Source organism: Streptomyces sp. MAR4 CNX-425, assembly GCF_048656465.1.
Classification (GTDB): domain Bacteria; phylum Actinomycetota; class Actinomycetes; order Streptomycetales; family Streptomycetaceae; genus Streptomyces.
The window spans coordinates 57,208-74,510 of record NZ_JBMDLF010000016.1 but is presented as its reverse complement, the minus strand read 5'-3'; the positions used below and the strand labels follow the sequence as shown (position 1 = coordinate 74,510).

Annotated in this window: 11 protein-coding genes; 6 read left to right on the top strand and 5 right to left on the bottom strand. The window is 74.9% G+C overall.

Annotated features, from left to right (window positions below):
* Positions 1-198: 198 nt before the first annotated feature.
* Positions 199-3,039: an SUKH-4 family immunity protein gene (locus ACHZ99_RS31625; RefSeq protein ID WP_420308296.1), complete on the top strand. Its 2,841-nt coding sequence runs from the start codon at positions 199-201 to the stop codon at positions 3,037-3,039.
* Between the two features lie 191 nt (positions 3,040-3,230).
* Positions 3,231-4,175 carry a hypothetical protein gene (locus ACHZ99_RS31620; protein ID WP_420308269.1) on the top strand — a complete coding sequence of 315 codons (945 nt, stop codon included), beginning with the start codon at positions 3,231-3,233 and terminating at the stop codon, positions 4,173-4,175.
* A gap of 150 nt (positions 4,176-4,325) precedes the next feature.
* Here the strand turns inward: ACHZ99_RS31620 and ACHZ99_RS31615 are convergent, their stop codons facing one another.
* Positions 4,326-5,348 carry a helix-turn-helix transcriptional regulator gene (locus ACHZ99_RS31615; protein WP_420308268.1) on the bottom strand — a complete coding sequence of 341 codons (1,023 nt, stop codon included), beginning with the start codon at positions 5,346-5,348 and terminating at the stop codon, positions 4,326-4,328.
* Between the two features lie 226 nt (positions 5,349-5,574).
* Between ACHZ99_RS31615 and ACHZ99_RS31610 the strand changes: the two genes are divergently transcribed.
* The gene (locus ACHZ99_RS31610) at positions 5,575-6,210 is read left to right on the top strand and encodes a hypothetical protein (RefSeq protein ID WP_420308267.1); all 636 of its coding nucleotides are present in this window, start codon (positions 5,575-5,577) and stop codon (positions 6,208-6,210) included.
* Positions 6,211-6,322: 112 nt separating this feature from the next.
* Here ACHZ99_RS31610 and ACHZ99_RS31605 read toward each other — a convergent pair whose 3' ends face one another.
* The gene (locus ACHZ99_RS31605) at positions 6,323-8,905 is read right to left on the bottom strand and encodes an ABC transporter permease (RefSeq protein ID WP_420308266.1); all 2,583 of its coding nucleotides are present in this window, start codon (positions 8,903-8,905) and stop codon (positions 6,323-6,325) included.
* A 1-nt stretch (position 8,906) separates the two neighbouring features.
* The gene (locus tag ACHZ99_RS31600; protein WP_420308265.1) at positions 8,907-9,704 is read right to left on the bottom strand and encodes an ABC transporter ATP-binding protein; all 798 of its coding nucleotides are present in this window, start codon (positions 9,702-9,704) and stop codon (positions 8,907-8,909) included.
* Positions 9,705-10,214: 510 nt separating this feature from the next.
* Between ACHZ99_RS31600 and ACHZ99_RS31595 the strand changes: the two genes are divergently transcribed.
* Positions 10,215-11,204, top strand: coding sequence for a sheath polysaccharide-degrading enzyme (locus tag ACHZ99_RS31595; protein WP_420308264.1), 990 nt, complete (start codon positions 10,215-10,217; stop codon positions 11,202-11,204).
* 240 nt (positions 11,205-11,444) lie between these two features.
* Entirely contained in the window at positions 11,445-14,999 is a 3,555-nt protein-coding gene (gene mfd, locus ACHZ99_RS31590; RefSeq protein WP_420308263.1) for a transcription-repair coupling factor, read from the top strand.
* Positions 15,000-15,033: 34 nt separating this feature from the next.
* Here mfd and ACHZ99_RS31585 read toward each other — a convergent pair whose 3' ends face one another.
* Together ACHZ99_RS31585 and ACHZ99_RS31580 are read right to left on the bottom strand one after the other, a co-directional pair.
* Positions 15,034-15,318, bottom strand: a complete 285-nt coding sequence (locus tag ACHZ99_RS31585; RefSeq protein WP_420308262.1) for a putative quinol monooxygenase — start codon at positions 15,316-15,318, stop codon at positions 15,034-15,036.
* Positions 15,319-15,379: 61 nt separating this feature from the next.
* The gene (locus tag ACHZ99_RS31580) at positions 15,380-15,967 is read right to left on the bottom strand and encodes a TetR/AcrR family transcriptional regulator (RefSeq protein ID WP_420308261.1); all 588 of its coding nucleotides are present in this window, start codon (positions 15,965-15,967) and stop codon (positions 15,380-15,382) included.
* A gap of 99 nt (positions 15,968-16,066) precedes the next feature.
* Here ACHZ99_RS31580 and ACHZ99_RS31575 point away from each other — a divergent pair, with 99 nt between their 5' ends.
* Positions 16,067-16,969 (top strand): SCO6745 family protein, encoded by a 903-nt coding sequence (locus tag ACHZ99_RS31575; RefSeq protein WP_420308260.1) that lies wholly within the window; start codon positions 16,067-16,069, stop codon positions 16,967-16,969.
* Positions 16,970-17,303 lie beyond the last annotated feature (334 nt).

Below are 17,303 nucleotides of genomic sequence, written 5' to 3'. Positions count from 1 at the left end.
GGCTTCGTGGCCTGGGGCGAGATCCCGGCCGGTGGGGGAGTGCCGGAGGGCTCGGCGGCGCGGATGGTCATCGCGCGCGACTCGGGCGATACGACGCTGTGGCCGGCGCTGCCGGTCGGCGAGGTGATCCGGCGGTACGAGGAGGAGTACGGCGGCGAGGAGGAGGCCGCGCCGCGGGGCGCGCAGCCGGGTGAGCGGGTGGACCTGGGGGCCACGTCGTTCTTTCTGACGCCGCCGGAGTGGTTGCAGGAGGCGGCGGACCAGATCGGGATCCCGGGCCGCGGCCCGTCGGGGTCCCCGGGGTCTTCCGGGCCTGCGGGGTCCTCCGGGGGCAGGCACGCGGGGCCGTCGGGCGACCCGGGTGGCGCGGGTGCGCCGCCGGCGCCCGCGGGCGCCGGCTCCGGTACGGCGTCCGGCGCGGCCTCCGGTACGCCGTCGGCGCCGGGCGGTTCCGGTTCGCCGTACGCGGCGGGGGGCCCGGGTGCGGCGGGGGCGTCCGGCTCGGTGGGTCCGCGGGTGGACCCGACCGCGCCCGCGGCGGCGGCGCCGACGCCGTGGAACGACACGAACTCGCGCGGCGACGACGACGCGGCCTCCGTGCCGCTGCCGGAGACGGTCCTGTCGTCGCAGCTCCCGGAGACCCCGCCGCCGAGCGGCCCGTACCCGCCCCCGCCCGCCTCGGGCAGCTACCCGGGCGGTCCGGGGGGCCCCGGAGGCCCCGCCTCCGGCCCCGGCGCTCCGCCCGCCCCCGGCTCCGGCAGCTACCCGGGCGCCCCGAGTGGCCCGGGTGGCCCGGGTGCCCCCGGCACCTCGGGTGGCCCGGGTGCCTCGGGCGCTCCCGGCGCCCCGGGTGGGCCTGCGTCCGGCCCCGGCGGTACGCCGCCTGCGGGCCCCGGTGCTCCGCCCGCGCCCGGTTCCGGCAGCTACCCGAATGCGCCGGGTGGCCCGGGTGCTCCCGGTGGTGCTCCGGATGCCCCGGGTGGTCCCGGTGCTCCCGGTGCTCCGCCGTCCGGTCAGCCCGCGGCTCCCGGCGGTACGCCGCCTCCGGGGCCCGGTGCTCCGCCCGCGCCCGGCTCCGGCAATTACCCGGGCGCGCCAGGTGCCCCCGGCACCTCGGGTGCTCCGGGTGCTCCGGGCATCTCGGGCGCTCCCGGCGCCCCGGGTGGGTCCGCGTCCGGCCCCGGCGGTACGCCGCCTGCGGGCCCCGGTGCGCCGCCCGCGCCCGGTTCCGGCAGCTACCCGAACGCGCCGGGTGGCCCGGGTGCTCCCGGTGGTGCTCCGGACGCCCCGGGTGGCCCCGGCGCGCCCGGTGCTCCGCCGTCCGGTCAGCCCCCGGCTCCCGGCGGTACGACGCCCCCGGCGCCCGGCGCTCCGCCCGCGCCCGGCTCCGGCAGCTACCCCGGCGCGCCGCCCGGCCCGCCTTCGGCCCCCGGTGCTCCCCCGGCTCCCGGCGCCCCGGGCGCTGCTCCCGGCGCCCCCGGCACGCCCGCGCCCGGCGCGCCGCCGTCCTCCGGGGGCGCCGGTGGCGGGGCCGCCGACATCGCCGAGCAGGCGACCAGCAAGGCCACCCCGATACCGCCCGCGCCCAAGGGCAAGCGGGCCCCCGGCGGGCAGGGCGTACCGCCGCCGCCCGGCGCTCCCGGCACGCCCGGGGCCGGGCGCGGCAGCGGGTCCTCGACACCGCCGCCGCCGTCGCCGCCCGGTGCCCCCGGCAGCGGCAACGCGTACATCCCGACCCAGCTCGTGTCGCAGGTCGACCCGGGTGCCTCCCCGGGCGGGCCGCCCGCGCCCCCCGGCGCTCCGCCCGCTCCCGGCACACCGGCCGCCCCCGGTGCTCCCGGCACACCTCCGCCCCCCGCGGGCCAGGCCCCGCCCCCCGGCCCTCCGGGAGCCCCCTCCGCGCCCGGCGCGCCCCCCGGCGCCCCGGGTGCCCCGGGTGCCGCCCCCTTCCCGCCGGGCGCCCCCGCCGGACCCGGCGCCCCCGGACCCGGCGCCCCCGCTCCCGGTGCTCCCGGCGGGCCCGCCCCCGGCTACGGCTATCCGCCCCCCGGCGTCCCCACCGTCGGCCCCGGCTACCTCGCCGTCCTCCGCTACCGTGCCCAGGACGGCTCCGAGCAGCAGGTCATGCGCCGCTCCGCGCCCGGCACCCCGCACCCCGAGTGGCAGATCCTCCACGAGCTGCGCGGCATGGGCGTACCCCCGCAGCAGGTCCTCGAACTGCACACCGAGCTGGAGCCCTGCGACCTGCCCGGCGGCTACTGCGCGCGCATGATCCGCGAGACGTTCCCGCAGGTGCGGCTGAGCCACACCGCCTCCTACGGCCGCGACCACGCCTCCCGCCAGCTCGGCATGCAGCAGCTCATCGAGCACCAGGGCGAGCTGCACCAGGTCGCCGACGGCCCGGCCCGGCCGCGGCCGCAGCGCGTGCCGCTGCCGCCGCCCGGGCAGATCCCGGTGATGCCGCCGCTGCCCCCGGAGGGGCTGGGGCACGAGCTGCACCAGGCGTTCGGCCCGCAGGGCGTCTTCCGCTACGACCAGCGCGCGGTGGCCCGCCAGGGCGTGCCGGACATCGTGGCGCAGACGCTCGTCTGGGCCGGGCTGCCGATGGACTTCGGCCCGTTCTTCTGGGGGCAGGCGCAGCCGGGCCGGCCGGTGCCGACGCTGGCGGAGCTGGCGGCGGAGCGGGGTGTGCAGCCGGCGCCGGACGCCGGTTCGTACCTCGTGATGGGCAATGACTTCGGCCGCCAGCTCTGCGTCCAGTACGGCACGGCGAACATCGTCGCCGTGCCGCTGGAGGCGGCTCCCGGCGGCGGCAGCGCGCCGCCGCAGTTCGTGAACACCGGGCTGCCGGAGTTCGTGCGCTGCCTGGCGATGCTCGGCCACATGTGGCGGCTGCGCTTGGGGCTCACCCCGGACCAGGCGGGCCGCTGGACGGTCGACTTCCAGTCTCAGCTGGTGGCGATCGACCCAGCGGCGCTGGAGGGCCCCGACCACTGGTGGTCGGTCGTCCTCGAACAGCTCTGGGACGGCCTTTTGTAGGACGACCGTCAGCAGCGCGCGTCAGCGTTACCCGTCAGCGAACGGCCCCACCGGTCCACCGGTGGGGCCGTTTCGTATGTTCTTCGACCGATGACCACCTGAAAGGAGCGGGTGTCAGGGTATGAGTGATTCGCCCGAGTCCTGAAGGATGAGCGCCGACAGTCGACCGGGGACGAGAGGAGCTCGATCACATGGGCGCCGTGAAGTCGTCGGCTCGGAGCTTCGACACCGTACGCGGTGGTCGTGGCTACCGGGTCGACCAAGTGGACGCCGCGGTGACCCGCGTGGGCGAGGAGCGCGACTCCGCCTGGGAGCGGGCCGCCCGCCTCACCGTCCTGGAGCGCGAGCTGAGCCAGGAACTCGACCGGCTCGGCGGCGAGCTGGCGCAGCTCAAGGAGCAGACGTACGCGGAACTGGGAGTCCGCGCCCAGGAGATCCTGCACCTCGCGCAGGACGAGGCGGCCGAACTCCGCGGCACCGCCGCCGAGGAGCTGCGCCGCGCGCGGGAGGAGAGCCGGCGGTACGTCGAGGAGACCACCGCCGAGACCCGCCGGGCGGCCCAGGCGCTCCGCGAGGAGGCCGAGGCCCGGCTGCGCAGCGCGCTGGGCGCGGCCGAGCAGGAGGCCGCCGACCTGCTCGCCGCCGCGCACGCGGCCGTCGAGGACAGCGCGGGCGAGGCGGCGGCGGCCCTGGCGGAGATGAAGCACCGCACGGCGGCGATGCTCGACGACGCCCGCCACGAACGCGACGCCGCGGCCCGGCGGTGGGATGAGGAGGTGCGGGAGCGCCGCGCGGCCGTCGACGCCGACCTCGCCACCCGCACCCGCAGCGCCGAGGCGCACCTCGCCGAGCAGGAGGCGGCGCACGCGGAGGCGCGGGCGTACGCGCGCCGCTGCCGCGACGAGGCGGAGGCGCAGGGCGCGGAGCTGGTGGCGGAGGCGGTGGAGCGGGCCGAGCGGATCGAGCGCGACACGCAGCGCGCGCTGCGCGAGGCGGACGTACGCCGCGAGGAGCTGTCGGCGCACATGGAGCACGTCCGCGCGACGCTCACCGCGATGACCGGCCGCGCCCAGGACCCGGACGCGGCCCCCGGCACCGGCACCGTCCCGGGCCCGTCGCCGCACGCGGACGACTAGGGCCGGGGCCCGCGGCGGGCGGGCGCCGTCCCCGCCGGGCGGGTGTCCACCAAAGGGGAGGGCGGACGCACACCGGGTCGCGTGGGCGGGCTCGGCGCCGTGCCGGTGCCGGTCTCGCCCCTGCGCGCCGGGCTGCCTCCTTCCCGGGGTTCATCCCCGGTCGTCGTCGGAAGCGGCCGGAGTCCCGTGCCGGTACTCCCGCGGCGTCACGTCGTACGCCGCGCGGAAGCCGCGGGTGAACGCCGCGGCGTGGGTGTAGCCCCAGCGGGCGGCGATCCGGTGCACCGGGACGGCCGCGAGCACGGGGTCGCGGAGGTCGCGGCGGGCGTGCTCCAGGCGCTGGCGGCGAATCCAGCCCGCGACCGTCTCGCGCCCGCCGGTGTGCGCGCGGAAGATCCGGTGCAGGTAGCTGACCGAGACGTGGTGCGCGTCCGCCACCTGCTGCGGCGTCAGCTCCGGGTCCGCGAGCCGGTGGCGCATGAAGTCCACCACGCGCACCAGCAGGGCGTGCTGGCGGTGCTCCGGGTCGAGCGACGCCCCGGTCCTCGTCTCCAGCTGGTGAGCCAAGTAGGCGTGCACCAGGTCCAGGACGGCGGTGCCCAGCCGGGCGGAGTCGCTGGGGCGGTAGGTGTCGGCGCTGTTCACCACGTGGCTGACGACGCCGGTCAGCAGCGCACCGGGGCCCTCGCGGCAGGGGAGGTCGTGCCCGACGAGCCGCCGGAGGCTTCCGGGCGGGAGGGTGAGGGTGTCCTTCGGGATCTCGATGGTCAGCGTCCGAAAGTGGCCCCGGCCGTCCTGGGCGCGCAGGCCGAGGGAGTTGAGGCGGGTCCCGTCGTGGAAGTACGCGGAGCCCGGCCGGGAGACGCCGGCGCGGCCGTTCCAGTCGGTGCGCAGCGTGCCCTCCACGGGCACGAGGAACTGGTAGCCGCCCTTGTCGAAGTCGCTGTCGGCTCCCTCGCGGCGGAGGTCCACCGGAGAGATCCTGCGTGACGACACGTGCGGCCCGCCGAGGCTGATCTCCAGCTCCTCGGCGAGGAAGCCGGCATCGGACCGGGCCGCCGGGTCCGCCTCCCTGATGGCGAATCCGGCCATCCGCGCGTGCATACGGCTCTGCCAGTGCGCGAACCGCTCGGCCGCCGGCACGGCGTCGCTGCGGAACTCGTGCCCGATCACGCTCCACCCCTCTGCCCCCCGAGGCGGAGACCCGAGCCTAGAGCATCCGTTTACCCGCCCTTTACCCGGGCCGGGGGCGGTGCCGTGGACGCATCGTCAAGAAAGTGTCCTCAGAGCGTCAATGACGTTGCGCCGGGGCGGGTGCAAGCGTGGGTCGCGACATCCGCGAGAGACCCCGCGCGCCACCGCGCATCCGAAAGGCATCACCCAAGTGAACCGAACTCGCATGACCGTGCTGGCGATGGCCAGTTCCGCCGCGCTCGCGCTGGCGGGCTGCTCCGACGACTCCGACGACTCGGCGGCGGACCTGGAGTCCGAGTCCTCGCAGGAGGCCGCGCCGGAGCCCGAGGCGGAGGAGCCGGAGGCCGCGGCGGAGGAGAGCCCGGCCGCCGCGCCCCAGGAGGTCGAGGTGACGCCGCCGGGCACGACGCTGAAGATCGGTGAGCGCGCGGTCGTCCCGTACGACCGGGCGGGCGCCACCGGCCACATCGGGATCACCGTGACCGGGGTGTCGGACGTGGACAAGGCGGCCTTCGACGCGGCCCTGGGGGAGAACGGCGACGCGGACATCACGCCGTTCTGCGTCGAGTACACGATCGAGAACGCGGACGGCAGCGACCTCGGCGGCTCGTACCCGCCGGATCTCGTGGGCACCACCGCCGACGGCGGCGACCCCGGGGCCACGGTCTTCGGCGCGGACCTCGAAGGCTGCGCGGAGGGCGTGGCGCCCGACGAGTTCGCCGAGGCCGGCGCCACGTACGAGACGAAGCGGCTCCAGGGCGCCGGGCCGGGCGCCGCCGTCGAGGGCGCCGCGTACGAGGAGGACGACTACGCGGACGAGCCGATCGTCTGGACGCCGTAGCCGGCGCCCTCCCACCGGCCGCCCGTGCCCGGTATCTCCCGTACCGGGAACGGGTACGGGGCCCGGCGACGCCCACCAAGGCCGCCGGGCCCCTCTCCACCGCGTACCGCCGCTACTCGGTCGCGATGGCGTTGAGGACGTTCATCCGGCCCGCCCGGAACGCCGGCACCAGGGCGGCGAACAGCCCCACGATCGCCGAGCCGGCGAAGACGATACCGATCGTCGGCCAGGGGACGTCCAGCACCTTCAGGCCCTCCAGCGCCAGGAGCTGCTGCGCCGCCGTCCCCCACGCCATCCCGAGCCCGAGCCCGAGCAGCGCGCCGAACAGGGCGATCACCACGGACTCCAGCCGGATCATCCGGCGCAGCTGCCGCCGCGACAGCCCGATGGCCCGCACCAGCCCGATCTCCCGGGTCCGCTCGATCACCGACAGGGCGAGGGTGTTGACGACCCCGAGCACCGCCACGATGATCGCCAGCGCCAGCAGCCCGTTGACGAGGTTGAGCATCTGGCCCACCTGGTCCTTCAGGGTCTGCTTGTAGTCGGTCTGGTCGCGCACCTGGTACTGCGGGTACGGGTCCATCAGCTTCTTCAGCGAGGCGTACGCGGCCTCCTCCTTGCCGTCCTCGGCCTTGGCGAACATGATCACGTTGTTGGGCATCTTGCCGGCGTCGACGTGGTCTTCGGCGGTGGCGGTGCTCATGTACGCCGCGCCCTGGTCCAGCGCCGTGTCCGACGAGGTGATCGCCCGCAGCGTCAGCTCCGCCTTCCCGCCGAGTTCGAAGTCGACGGTGAGGGTGTCGCCCACCTTCAGCCCGTGGTCCTTCGCGAATTCCTCACCCACGGACATGCTGTCCTTCGCGTAGGCGTCGGTCAGCTTGCCCGCCACGGTCGCGACCCGCAGGTCCTCCGTGTACGTGCGCGAGGCCGCGGTCAGCCCGTACTCCTCGACCACGTCGCCGTTCGGCAGCGTGACGTCGCCCTCCAGGGCCTTGTAGTTCGTCACGTGCTTCAGGTGCGGGGCCGTGTCGATGACCTCCGCGGCCTCCGGCACGATCGACTGCCCCATGTCGGACTGGACGATGAAGTCCGCGCCCACCGACTTGTCCAGCTCCTCCGTCGCCGAGGCGACCATGGAGGACCCGACGACCGACAGGCAGGCGACCAGCGCCAGCCCGATCATCAGCGCCGAGGCGGTCGCCCCGGTGCGCCGCGGGTTGCGCAGCGCGTTGCGCTCCGCCATCCGGCCCACCGGGCCGAAGACCCGCAGCACGCCGGCCGCGAGGGCCCGTACCAGCAGCCCGGCCAGCACCGGCGCGAAGACGATGAAGCCCAGCAGGGACAGCACCACGCCGCCCGCGAGGTACATGGCGCCGTCGGACGCCTCGTCGACGCGGCTGGTGAGGAACAGCAGCCCGCCGCCGGCCAGGGTGAGGAGCAGGCCCAGCGCGGTCCGTACGGCACCGGCCCGGCGGTCGCCCGGCGTGCCGGCGTCGCGCAGCGCGGCCATCGGCGAGACCTTGCCGGCCCGGCGGGCCGGCAGCCACGCCGCGAGGACGGTGACGACGACGCCGAGGACGATGCCGGTGACCGGGGTGGCGGCGTTGACCGTGAGGTCGGAGGTGTCGAGTTGCATGCCGACCGCGCCCATGAGCTTCATCAGCCCCACGGCGATGCCGATGCCCGCGCCGACGCCGAGGACCGAGCCGACGACGCCGAGGAGCAGCGCCTCGACGAGCACGGAGCGGTTGACCTGGCGGCGGCCGGCGCCGATGGCCCGGAGCAGCCCCAGCTCGCGGGTGCGCTGGGCGACGAGCATGGAGAAGGTGTTGACGATGAGGAAGATGCCGACGAGGACGGCGATGCCGGCGAAGCCGAGCATGGCGTACTTCATGACGTCGAGGAAGCCGCCGAGGTCGTCCTTGTTCTCCTCGACGACCTCGTCCTTGGTCTGCACCTTGACGGGGTCGGTGAAGTCGGCCGCGATCTTCCCGACGTCGGCCTTCAGCTCCTCGTTGGTCACGCCGGCGGCGGCGGTGAGGTTGATCGAGGAGTAGACGCCCTCCTTGCCGAGGAGCTTCTTCTGCGCGGTGGCGTTGTCGAAGTAGACGACGGTCGCCCCGGGGTTGGTCATCTTGAAGGTGGCGATGCCGACGACCTCGGAGCTGAACGAGCCGGGGTCGGCGATCGTACGGATCGTGTCGCCGATCTCCACGCCGTGCTTGTCGGCGGCGTCGGCGTCGATGACGACCTCGGTGGGGCCGCGCGGCTCGTGGCCGGAGGTGATCTCGGCGGTCTCCCGCTCCCGCCGGTCCCAGTTGGTGCCGATGGTGGGGGCGCCGGTGTCGGAGCCGAGGTTGTCGTTGTCGGCGTCGGCGACGGTGATGGCGTCGTTGGACACCTCGCCGTCCACGGCCGCGACGCCGTCGACCCTCTTCACCCGCTCCAGGTCCGCGGCCGGCAGCGTCGGCTGCGCCTTGCGGCCCCACTCGTCGTCGTCGCCCGCCGTCTTGGGGCTGACGCGCACGTCGGCGGCGGAGGCGTTGAACAGCCGGTCGAAGGTGGTGGTCATGGTGTCGGAGAAGACGAGCGTGCCGCACACGAACGCCACCGACAGCACGACGGCGACCGCGGAGAGCGCCATCCGCCCCTTGTGGGAGAGGAAGTTGCGCAGTGAGGTCTTGACGACGGTCATCTCAGGCCACCGAGCCCTGCTGCGCGTCGAAGGCGGGGGTCCGGGGGTTTCCCCCGGAGAAGCGGCGCATGCGGTCGAGGACCTGCTCGGCGGTGGGCTGCCACATCTCGTCGACGATGCGGCCGTCGGCGAGGTAGAGGACGCGGTCGGCGTAGCCGGCGGCGACCGGGTCGTGGGTGACCATCACGATGGTCTGGCCCAGCTCGTCGACGGAGCGGCGCAGGAAGCCGAGGACCTCGGCGCCGGCGCGGGAGTCGAGGTTGCCGGTCGGCTCGTCGCCGAAGATGATCTCCGGCCGGGAGGCGAGCGCCCGGGCCACGGCGACGCGCTGCTGCTGGCCGCCGGAGAGCTGGCTCGGGCGGTGCTTGAGGCGGTCGGCCAGGCCCACGGTCTCCACCACGCGCCGCATCCACTCGCGGTCGGGCTTGCGGCCGGCGATGTCCATGGGCAGCGTGATGTTCTCGGCGGCGCTGAGGGTGGGCAGGAGGTTGAACGCCTGGAAGATGAAGCCCACGCGGTCGCGCCGCAGCCGGGTCAGCTTCTTGTCCTTCAGTCCGGTGATCTCGGTCTCGTCGATCCAGATGCGGCCCGCCGTGACCGTGTCGAGGCCGGCGAGGCAGTGCATGAGGGTCGACTTGCCGGAGCCCGAGGGCCCCATGATGGCGGTGAACTGGCCCCGGGCGATGTCCGCATCGACGTTGTCGAGAGCGAGGACCCGCGTCTCCCCCGAGCCGTACGCCTTGGTCACCTGTCGCGCTCGTGCGGCGACGGCCGTGCGCGTCGCTACAGCCGTGGTCACTGTGGTGTCTCCTTCGTCTGCGGAACCTGCTGCGGAACCTGTCCGTTCGTGTCTACGAGTCTCGTGAGCGGCGGCCGGGAAATCCCTGGTGCCTGGCGCCGTATCCGGTGTGGGGATATCCCCACCTCCGTACGGGGGACGGGCCCCCGCCGGCCCTCCGGCGCCCCGCCTTCCACCCGCCTGACCAGGCTAGAAAGCGCGACGCCCGATCCCCTCGGCCGCGCGGAGGACCCGGTCCCTGCTTTTCCGCCGGGGTAAGCCCTTAGGGCCTGCCGTCCGGATCCCGGCCGGGCTCGCGGCGCCCGGCACCGCCCCCCGCGGCGACGGGATCCACCCGGCGGGCCCGGGGGCGGAGCTACGCGATCCGCGCGGGATTGGTCCGTACCTCTTGACGGGCTCCGGGAGGCGCCCTAATTTCCCGGCGTCGAGCGGTGTCCACGGGAGTACGTGACGTCCACATATGTGGACACCCGAGGGCTCCACCCCCCACCCATCGAGGAGTCACCCCCCATGCGATCCATCCCCCTGCGGCCGGCCGCGGCGGTCGTCGCCGCCCTGGCCGCCACGGCCGGTGTCGCCGCGAACGCGGACGCCGGCGAGGCCGGGAACGCCGTTCGGCCGAGCGCGGTGATCGACGTGAGCACGGCGGACGAACTGGACGACGCCCTGGCCGCCGCACAGCCGGGCGACACCATCCGGCTCGCCGACGGCGCGTACACGGGCAACTTCGACGCGACCCGCAGCGGTGCGGAGGGCGACCCGATCACGCTCACCGGCTCCCGCGACGCGGTCCTCACCGCCGGCGGCGGCTACGGCCTGCACCTGGACGGCGCCTCCCACTGGCGGCTCAGCGGGTTCACCGTCACCGGCGGCCAGAAGGGCATCGTGATGGACGCCGCGAACGGCGTGCACATCGACGGCGTCCTCATCCACGGCCTCGACATGGAGGCCGTCCACTGGCGCGACTCCAGCTCCGACGGCTCGATCACCGACTCCACGATCAGGGACACCGGGAACGACGGGCGCGGCATGGGCGAGGGCGTCTACGTCGGCAGCGCCGGCGGCACGGACGACCGCAGCGACGACATCCTGATCGAGGGCAACACCCTCGGCCCCGGCATCGGCGGCGAGAACATCGACATCAAGGAGGGCACCACCGGCGCGCGCATCATCGGCAACACCTTCGACGGCAGCGGCCTCACCGGCGCCCACTACGACGACTCGTGGGTGGACATCAAGGGCAACGACGTCCTCGTCGAGGGCAACACCGGGACCCGCACCACCAACGACGGCTTCCAGACCCACGAGGTGCAGGACGGCTGGGGCTGCCACGCGGTCTTCCGCGACAACCACGCCGACCTCACCGGCGCCTCGGGCCCCGACCGGTTCGCCATCCACGTCACCAACTACGACGCCGGCGACTGCCCCGTGACCGTCACCTCCGACAACACCGTGGAGGGCGGCAACGGGCTGACCAACCCGGGGGTGCCCGTCGGCTGAGGCGGCGGCGGGTCCACTCCATCCGGGCGTCCCGGCCGCTCCGGCCGGTCCGGCCGCGGGAGCCGTCCCCGTACGGCTCCCGCGGCCCGCCGGACGCCGTCCCGCCGCGGCAGTGCTCTCCGGCAGCGCGGTGTCGGCGCGGCGTCGTACGCTGGAGACCCCCGGGGCGCTCGCCGCCCCGGGCTGGTCGCGTTGCCCACGCGAGCCACCTGACCACCCAGCCCGGAGCGGATTGTCCCCATGACCCTGCACGGCCTGCTCGACGCCGTCGTCCGCGACCCCGCCCTCGCCGAGGCGGTGACGGCCGCCGAAGGCGGCGCCCGGCCGCACGTCGACCTCGTCGGCCCGCCCGCCGCCCGCCCCTTCGCGCTCGCGGCGCTCGCGGAACGTACCGGGCGCCCGGTGCTCGCGGTCACCGCCACCGGCCGCGAGGCCGAGGACCTGGCCGCCGCCCTGCGCTCGCTGATGCCGCCCGGCCGCGAGGACGCCGTCGTGGAGTACCCGGCCTGGGAGACCCTGCCGCACGAGCGGCTCTCCCCCCGCTCCGACACCGTCGGCCGCCGCCTCGCCGTCCTCCGCCGCCTCGCCCACCCGGACCCCGCCGACCCGGCCGCCGGCCCGGTCTCCGTCGTCGTCGCGCCGGTACGTTCCGTGCTCCAGCCGCAGGTCAAGGGCCTCGGCGACCTCACGCCGGTCGCCCTGCGCGCCGGCGGGAGCGCCGACCTCGAAGAGACGGTGCAGGCGCTCGCAGCGGCCGCGTACAGCCGGGTGGAGCTGGTGGAGAAGCGCGGCGAGTTCGCCGTGCGCGGCGGCATCCTCGACGTGTTCCCGCCCACCGAGGAGCACCCCCTGCGGGTGGAGTTCTGGGGCGACGACATCGAGGAGATCCGCTACTTCAAGGTCGCCGACCAGCGCTCCCTGGAGGTCGCCGAGCACGGCCTGTGGGCGCCGCCGTGCCGCGAGCTGCTGCTGACCGCGTCGGTCCGGGCCCGGGCCGACGACCTCGCCGAACGGCACCCGCAGCTCGCCGACCTGCTCGGCAAGATCGCCGAGGGCATCGCGGTGGAGGGCATGGAGTCCCTGGCCCCGGTCCTCGTCGACGACATGGAGCTGCTCCTCGACGTGCTGCCGGCCGGCAGCATGGCGGTGTCCTGCGACCCCGAGCGGGTGCGGACCCGCGCCGCGGACCTGGTCGCCACCTCGCAGGAGTTCCTCCAGGCGTCGTGGGCCGCGTCCGCCGGGGGCGGCGAGGCGCCGATCGACCTGGAGCTGCTGGGCCGGGCGTCGCTGTGGGGCATCGCGGACGTCCGCGACCACGCGCGCGACCTGGGCGTGATGTGGTGGTCGGTCAGCCCCTTCGCCGTGGACGCCGAGCTGGAAGAAGACACGCTGGAGCTGGCGCTGCACGCCCCGGAGATGTACCGCGGCGACACCGCCCGCGCGCTCGCCGACACCAAGGGCTGGCTCGCCGACGGCTGGCGCGTGGTCTACCTCACCGAGGGCCACGGCCCCGCGCAGCGCACCGTCGAGGTCCTCGGCGGCGAGGGCATCGCCGCCCGTCTCGACGCGGACCTCGGCCCGGACGCGCTCGCGCCGTCCGTCGTGCACGTCTCCTGCGGCGAGCTGGACCACGGCTTCGTCGCCCCCGAGCTGAAGCTCGCGGTGCTCACCGAGACCGACCTGTCCGGGCAGAAGACCGCCGCCCGCGACGGCGCCCGGATGCCCGCGCGGCGGCGCAAGCAGATCGACCCGCTGACGCTCCAGGCCGGCGACTACATCGTGCACGAGCAGCACGGCGTCGGGCGCTACCTGGAGATGGTGCAGCGCACGGTCCAGGGCGCCACCCGCGAGTACCTGCTCGTGGAGTACGCCCCCGCCAAGCGCGGCCAGCCCGGCGACCGGCTGTACATCCCCACCGACCAGCTCGACCAGGTCACCAAGTACGTCGGCGGCGAGGCCCCCACGCTGCACCGGCTCGGCGGCTCCGACTGGGCCAAGACCAAGTCGCGCGCGAAGAAGGCCGTCAAGGAGATCGCCGCCGACCTCATCAAGCTGTACTCGGCCCGCATGGCCGCCCCCGGCCACGCCTTCGCGGGGGACACCCCCTGGCAGCGCGAGCTGGAGGACGCCTTCGCGTACGTGGAGACGCCCGACCAGCTGTCCACCATCACCGAGGTGAAGGAGGACATGGAGAAGCCGGTCCCGATGGACCGCCTGATCTGCGGCGACGTCGGGTACGGCAAGACGGAGATCGCGGTGCGGGCGGCCTTCAAGGCGGTGCAGGACGGCAAGCAGGTCGCCGTCCTCGTACCGACGACGCTGCTGGTGCAGCAGCACATGAGCACGTTCACCGAGCGGTACGGGCAGTTCCCCGTGGTCGTCCGGGCGCTGTCCCGGTTCCAGACGGACGCCGAGGCCAAGGCCGTGGTCGACGGGCTGCGCGAGGGGTCGGTCGACGTCGTCATCGGCACCCACCGGCTGTTCTCGTCCGACACCCGGTTCAAGGACCTGGGCCTGGTCATCGTGGACGAGGAGCAGCGCTTCGGCGTCGAGCACAAGGAGCAGCTGAAGAAGCTCCGCGCCAACGTCGACGTGCTGACGATGTCCGCCACCCCCATCCCGCGCACGCTGGAGATGGCGGTCACCGGCATCCGCGAGATGTCGACGATCACCACCCCGCCGGAGGAGCGGCACCCGGTGCTGACCTTCGTCGGCCCGTACGAGGAGAAGCAGATCGGCGCCGCCGTCCGCCGCGAGCTGCTGCGCGAGGGCCAGGTCTTCTACATCCACAACCGGGTGGAGTCCATCGACCGCGCCGCCGCCCGGCTGCGGCAGGCCGTGCCGGAGGCCCGGATCGCCACGGCGCACGGGCAGATGTCGGAGTCGGCGCTGGAACAGGTGGTCGTCGACTTCTGGGAGAAGAAGTTCGACGTGCTCGTCTCCACGACGATCGTCGAGAACGGCATCGACATTTCCAACGCCAACACCCTCATCGTCGAGCGCGGCGACACCTTCGGCCTCTCCCAGCTGCACCAGCTGCGCGGCCGGGTGGGCCGGGGCCGGGAGCGGGGCTACGCGTACTTCCTGTACCCGCCGGAGAAGCCGCTGACGGAGACCGCGCACGAAAGGCTCGCCACGGTCGCCCAGCACACGGAGATGGGCGCCGGCATGTACGTGGCGATGAAGGACCTGGAGATCCGCGGCGCGGGCAACCTGCTGGGCGGCGAGCAGTCGGGGCACATCGCGGGCGTCGGCTTCGACCTGTACGTCCGCATGGTCGGCGAGGCCGTCGCCGACTACCGCGCCACGCTGGAGGGCGGCGCGGAGGAGGAGCCGCCGCCGGAGGTCAAGATCGAGCTGCCGGTCGACGCGCACGTCCCCCACGACTACGCCCCGGGCGAACGGCTCCGGCTGGCCGCGTACCGCTCGATCGCCTCGGCGACGACGGAGGACGACGTCCGCGCGGTCCGCGAGGAGCTGGCCGACCGCTACGGCCCGCTGCCCGAACCGGTGGAGAACCTGCTGCTGGTCGCCGCCCTGCGCATGCTGGCCCGCGCCTGCGGCGTCGCGGACATCACCTTGCAGGGCTCGCGCATCCGCTTCAGCCCGGTGACGCTGCGGGAGTCGCAGGAGCTGCGGCTGAAGCGGCTGTACCCGGGCGCGGTGGTGAAGCCGGCGCTGAACCAGATCCTGGTGGACCGCCCGAAGCCGAAGCAGCTGGGCGCGCAGCCGCTGAAGGGCCGCGAGCTGCTGGCGTGGGTGGGGGAGCTGCTGACGACGGTGCTGGACTCGTAGACCGCGGGGCCTGCGGGCCTGCGGGACTGCGGGGTTACGGCGCCTCGACGGCGGAGACGCGGTACTTGCGCACGTCGGCGTCGCGGATCCGGGCGGCCTGGCCGTCGTCCGGGCCGGTGCCGCGGAAGCGGTGCAGGTCCTCGTCGGTCTCCCAGCGCTCGTAGACGTTGATCCGGTCCGCCTCGACCGGATCGGCGCAGAGCGCGAAGTCCAGACACCCGGCGGCCGCGCGCGCCCGCGTGACGACCGGCGCGCAGTCGGCCAGGTAGGCGTCGCGGTCGGCGGCGTCGACGCGCAGCGCCCCGGCAATGATGATCATGATGCTCCTCCCTGTGGGTGGCACGGCCTCCGCAGGGAGAGACCGTCCCGGAGCCCCGGACTCATCGCGGCACGGGGTTGAACATCAGCGGGGTGAGCGCGCGGAAGACCTCCGCCGGGTCGTCGTGCCCGGCGAGCGCCGGGTCCAGGCTGCCGCTGAGCGCCAGCGTCGCGAAGCCGTGGGCCGCCGACCAGGCGGCCAGGCGGGCGGACTCGGGGTCGGGGCCGCCGCGCTCCGCCTCGGGGAGGGCGGCGATGGCCGCGCGCAGGGTGCGGTCGACGCGGTCGCGGGCCGCCGCCAGCTCCGGGGCGTCCGCGTGCAGCAGGTGGGGCTGGTACATCACCTGGAAGTACGCCGGGTGCGCCAGCGCGAACCGTACGTACCGCACGCCCAGGTCCGCCAGGTCCGCCGCCGCCTCCAGCGACTCCGCGAGCAGCCCGTTCCCCTCCGCCGCGACCGCGGTCAGCAGCCCCGCCCGGTCCCCGAAGTGGTGCGCGGGCGCCGCGTGCGAGACGCCCGCGCGGCGGGCGAGGTCGCGGAGGCTGACGGCGCCGGGGCCCTGGTCGGCGATGACGTCGAGGGCGGCGTCGAGGACGGCGCGGCGGAGGTTGCCGTGGTGGTAGGGGCGGCTGGGGCGGTGTCGGGCCATGGGCCCATCCTCGCGCACAGATCTAGTCATTGACAAGTTCCGTGCGGCGAGGCAATCTAGTCAGTGAAAAGATGAGGTTGTGGGAGCGAGGAGCACGCCATGCCGGAAGAACTGAGCCACCAGCGCGTACGACAGCTCTGGCACCTCCTGGAGCCCCTGCACGCCGTCCTCTACTACGCGCCCGAGGCGTTCGAGGAAGCCGCCGCCCTCGGCTACGAGGGCGGCGGGGACCGCTGGCCCTCCTACTTCGCCTGGCGCGCCGCCCCCCTCGGCCCGGTCGGCGCGGCCGTCGTCTCCGCGGCGTTCTACGGCTTCAGCCCCGCCATGGTCCGCCGCTATGTCCCGGCCGCCTGGGAGGTCGCCGAGCCGGCGAAGGTGCTCGCGGCCCGCGAGCGCGCGGTCGACCGCGCGTACCGTTCGATCTTCCGCGAGGACCCGGACGACCCGGCCGCCGGCCCCGCCCTCGACGGCCCCGACCTCGCCGAAGCCGCCCGCCTCACCCGCCGCGCCGCCGAGGCCGCGCACACCGCCGGCCGCCCCCTCGCCGCCGCCAACGCCGCGCTGCCCTGGCCCGAAGCCCCGCACCTCCAGCTCTGGCAGGCCGCGACGATCCTCCGCGAGCACCGCGGCGACGGCCACCTCGCCGCGCTGCTCACCGCGGAGCTGGACGCCGCCGAGTCGCTGGTGTCCTTCGCGGCCGTCGGCGCCGCCTCCGAGGAGACCTTCGCCAGCCGCGGCTGGAGCGACGCCGAGTGGTCCGCGGCCCGGACCCGGCTCGCCGCCCGCGGGCTGCTCACCGCGGACGGCACCGCCACGGACGCCGGCCGGGAGCTGCGCGCGGAGGTGGAGCGCCGTACGGACGAGCTGGCGACGGCCCCGTGGCGCGCGATCGGCGCCGAGGGCGCCGAGCGGCTGGTGGAACTGCTGGGCGGGCCGTGGGTGAAGGTCCTGGGCACGGGGATGCTGCCGGCGGAGAACACGCTGGGCATCGGCAAGGGGTGAGAGTGCGGGCGGGAGCGCCGGCCGGACCGGGACCGGCGCTGACGGCGATCTGCACGATTCGCTGCACGTCCTCGTTACCGGCGCTCGAAAAGCGACCGGCCGCGAACCCGTACGGACACGGCGCCCACAGCAAACCGCGACAGTAGCCGGCCGGCGTTCTTCACCGGCGGCACGACCACGTACGTGGGGACCCGGGGCGGTCTCCCTTCCCCCGGCGCTACCTTGATTGTCCTCTCTTGCCAGCCAGTCCCCGGCCAGGGGACCGTGAACGGCACACCGGTTCGTTCAACACCGGCTACGACGCATCGAGTTCAGCCTTCGCAGCCCGACCGCC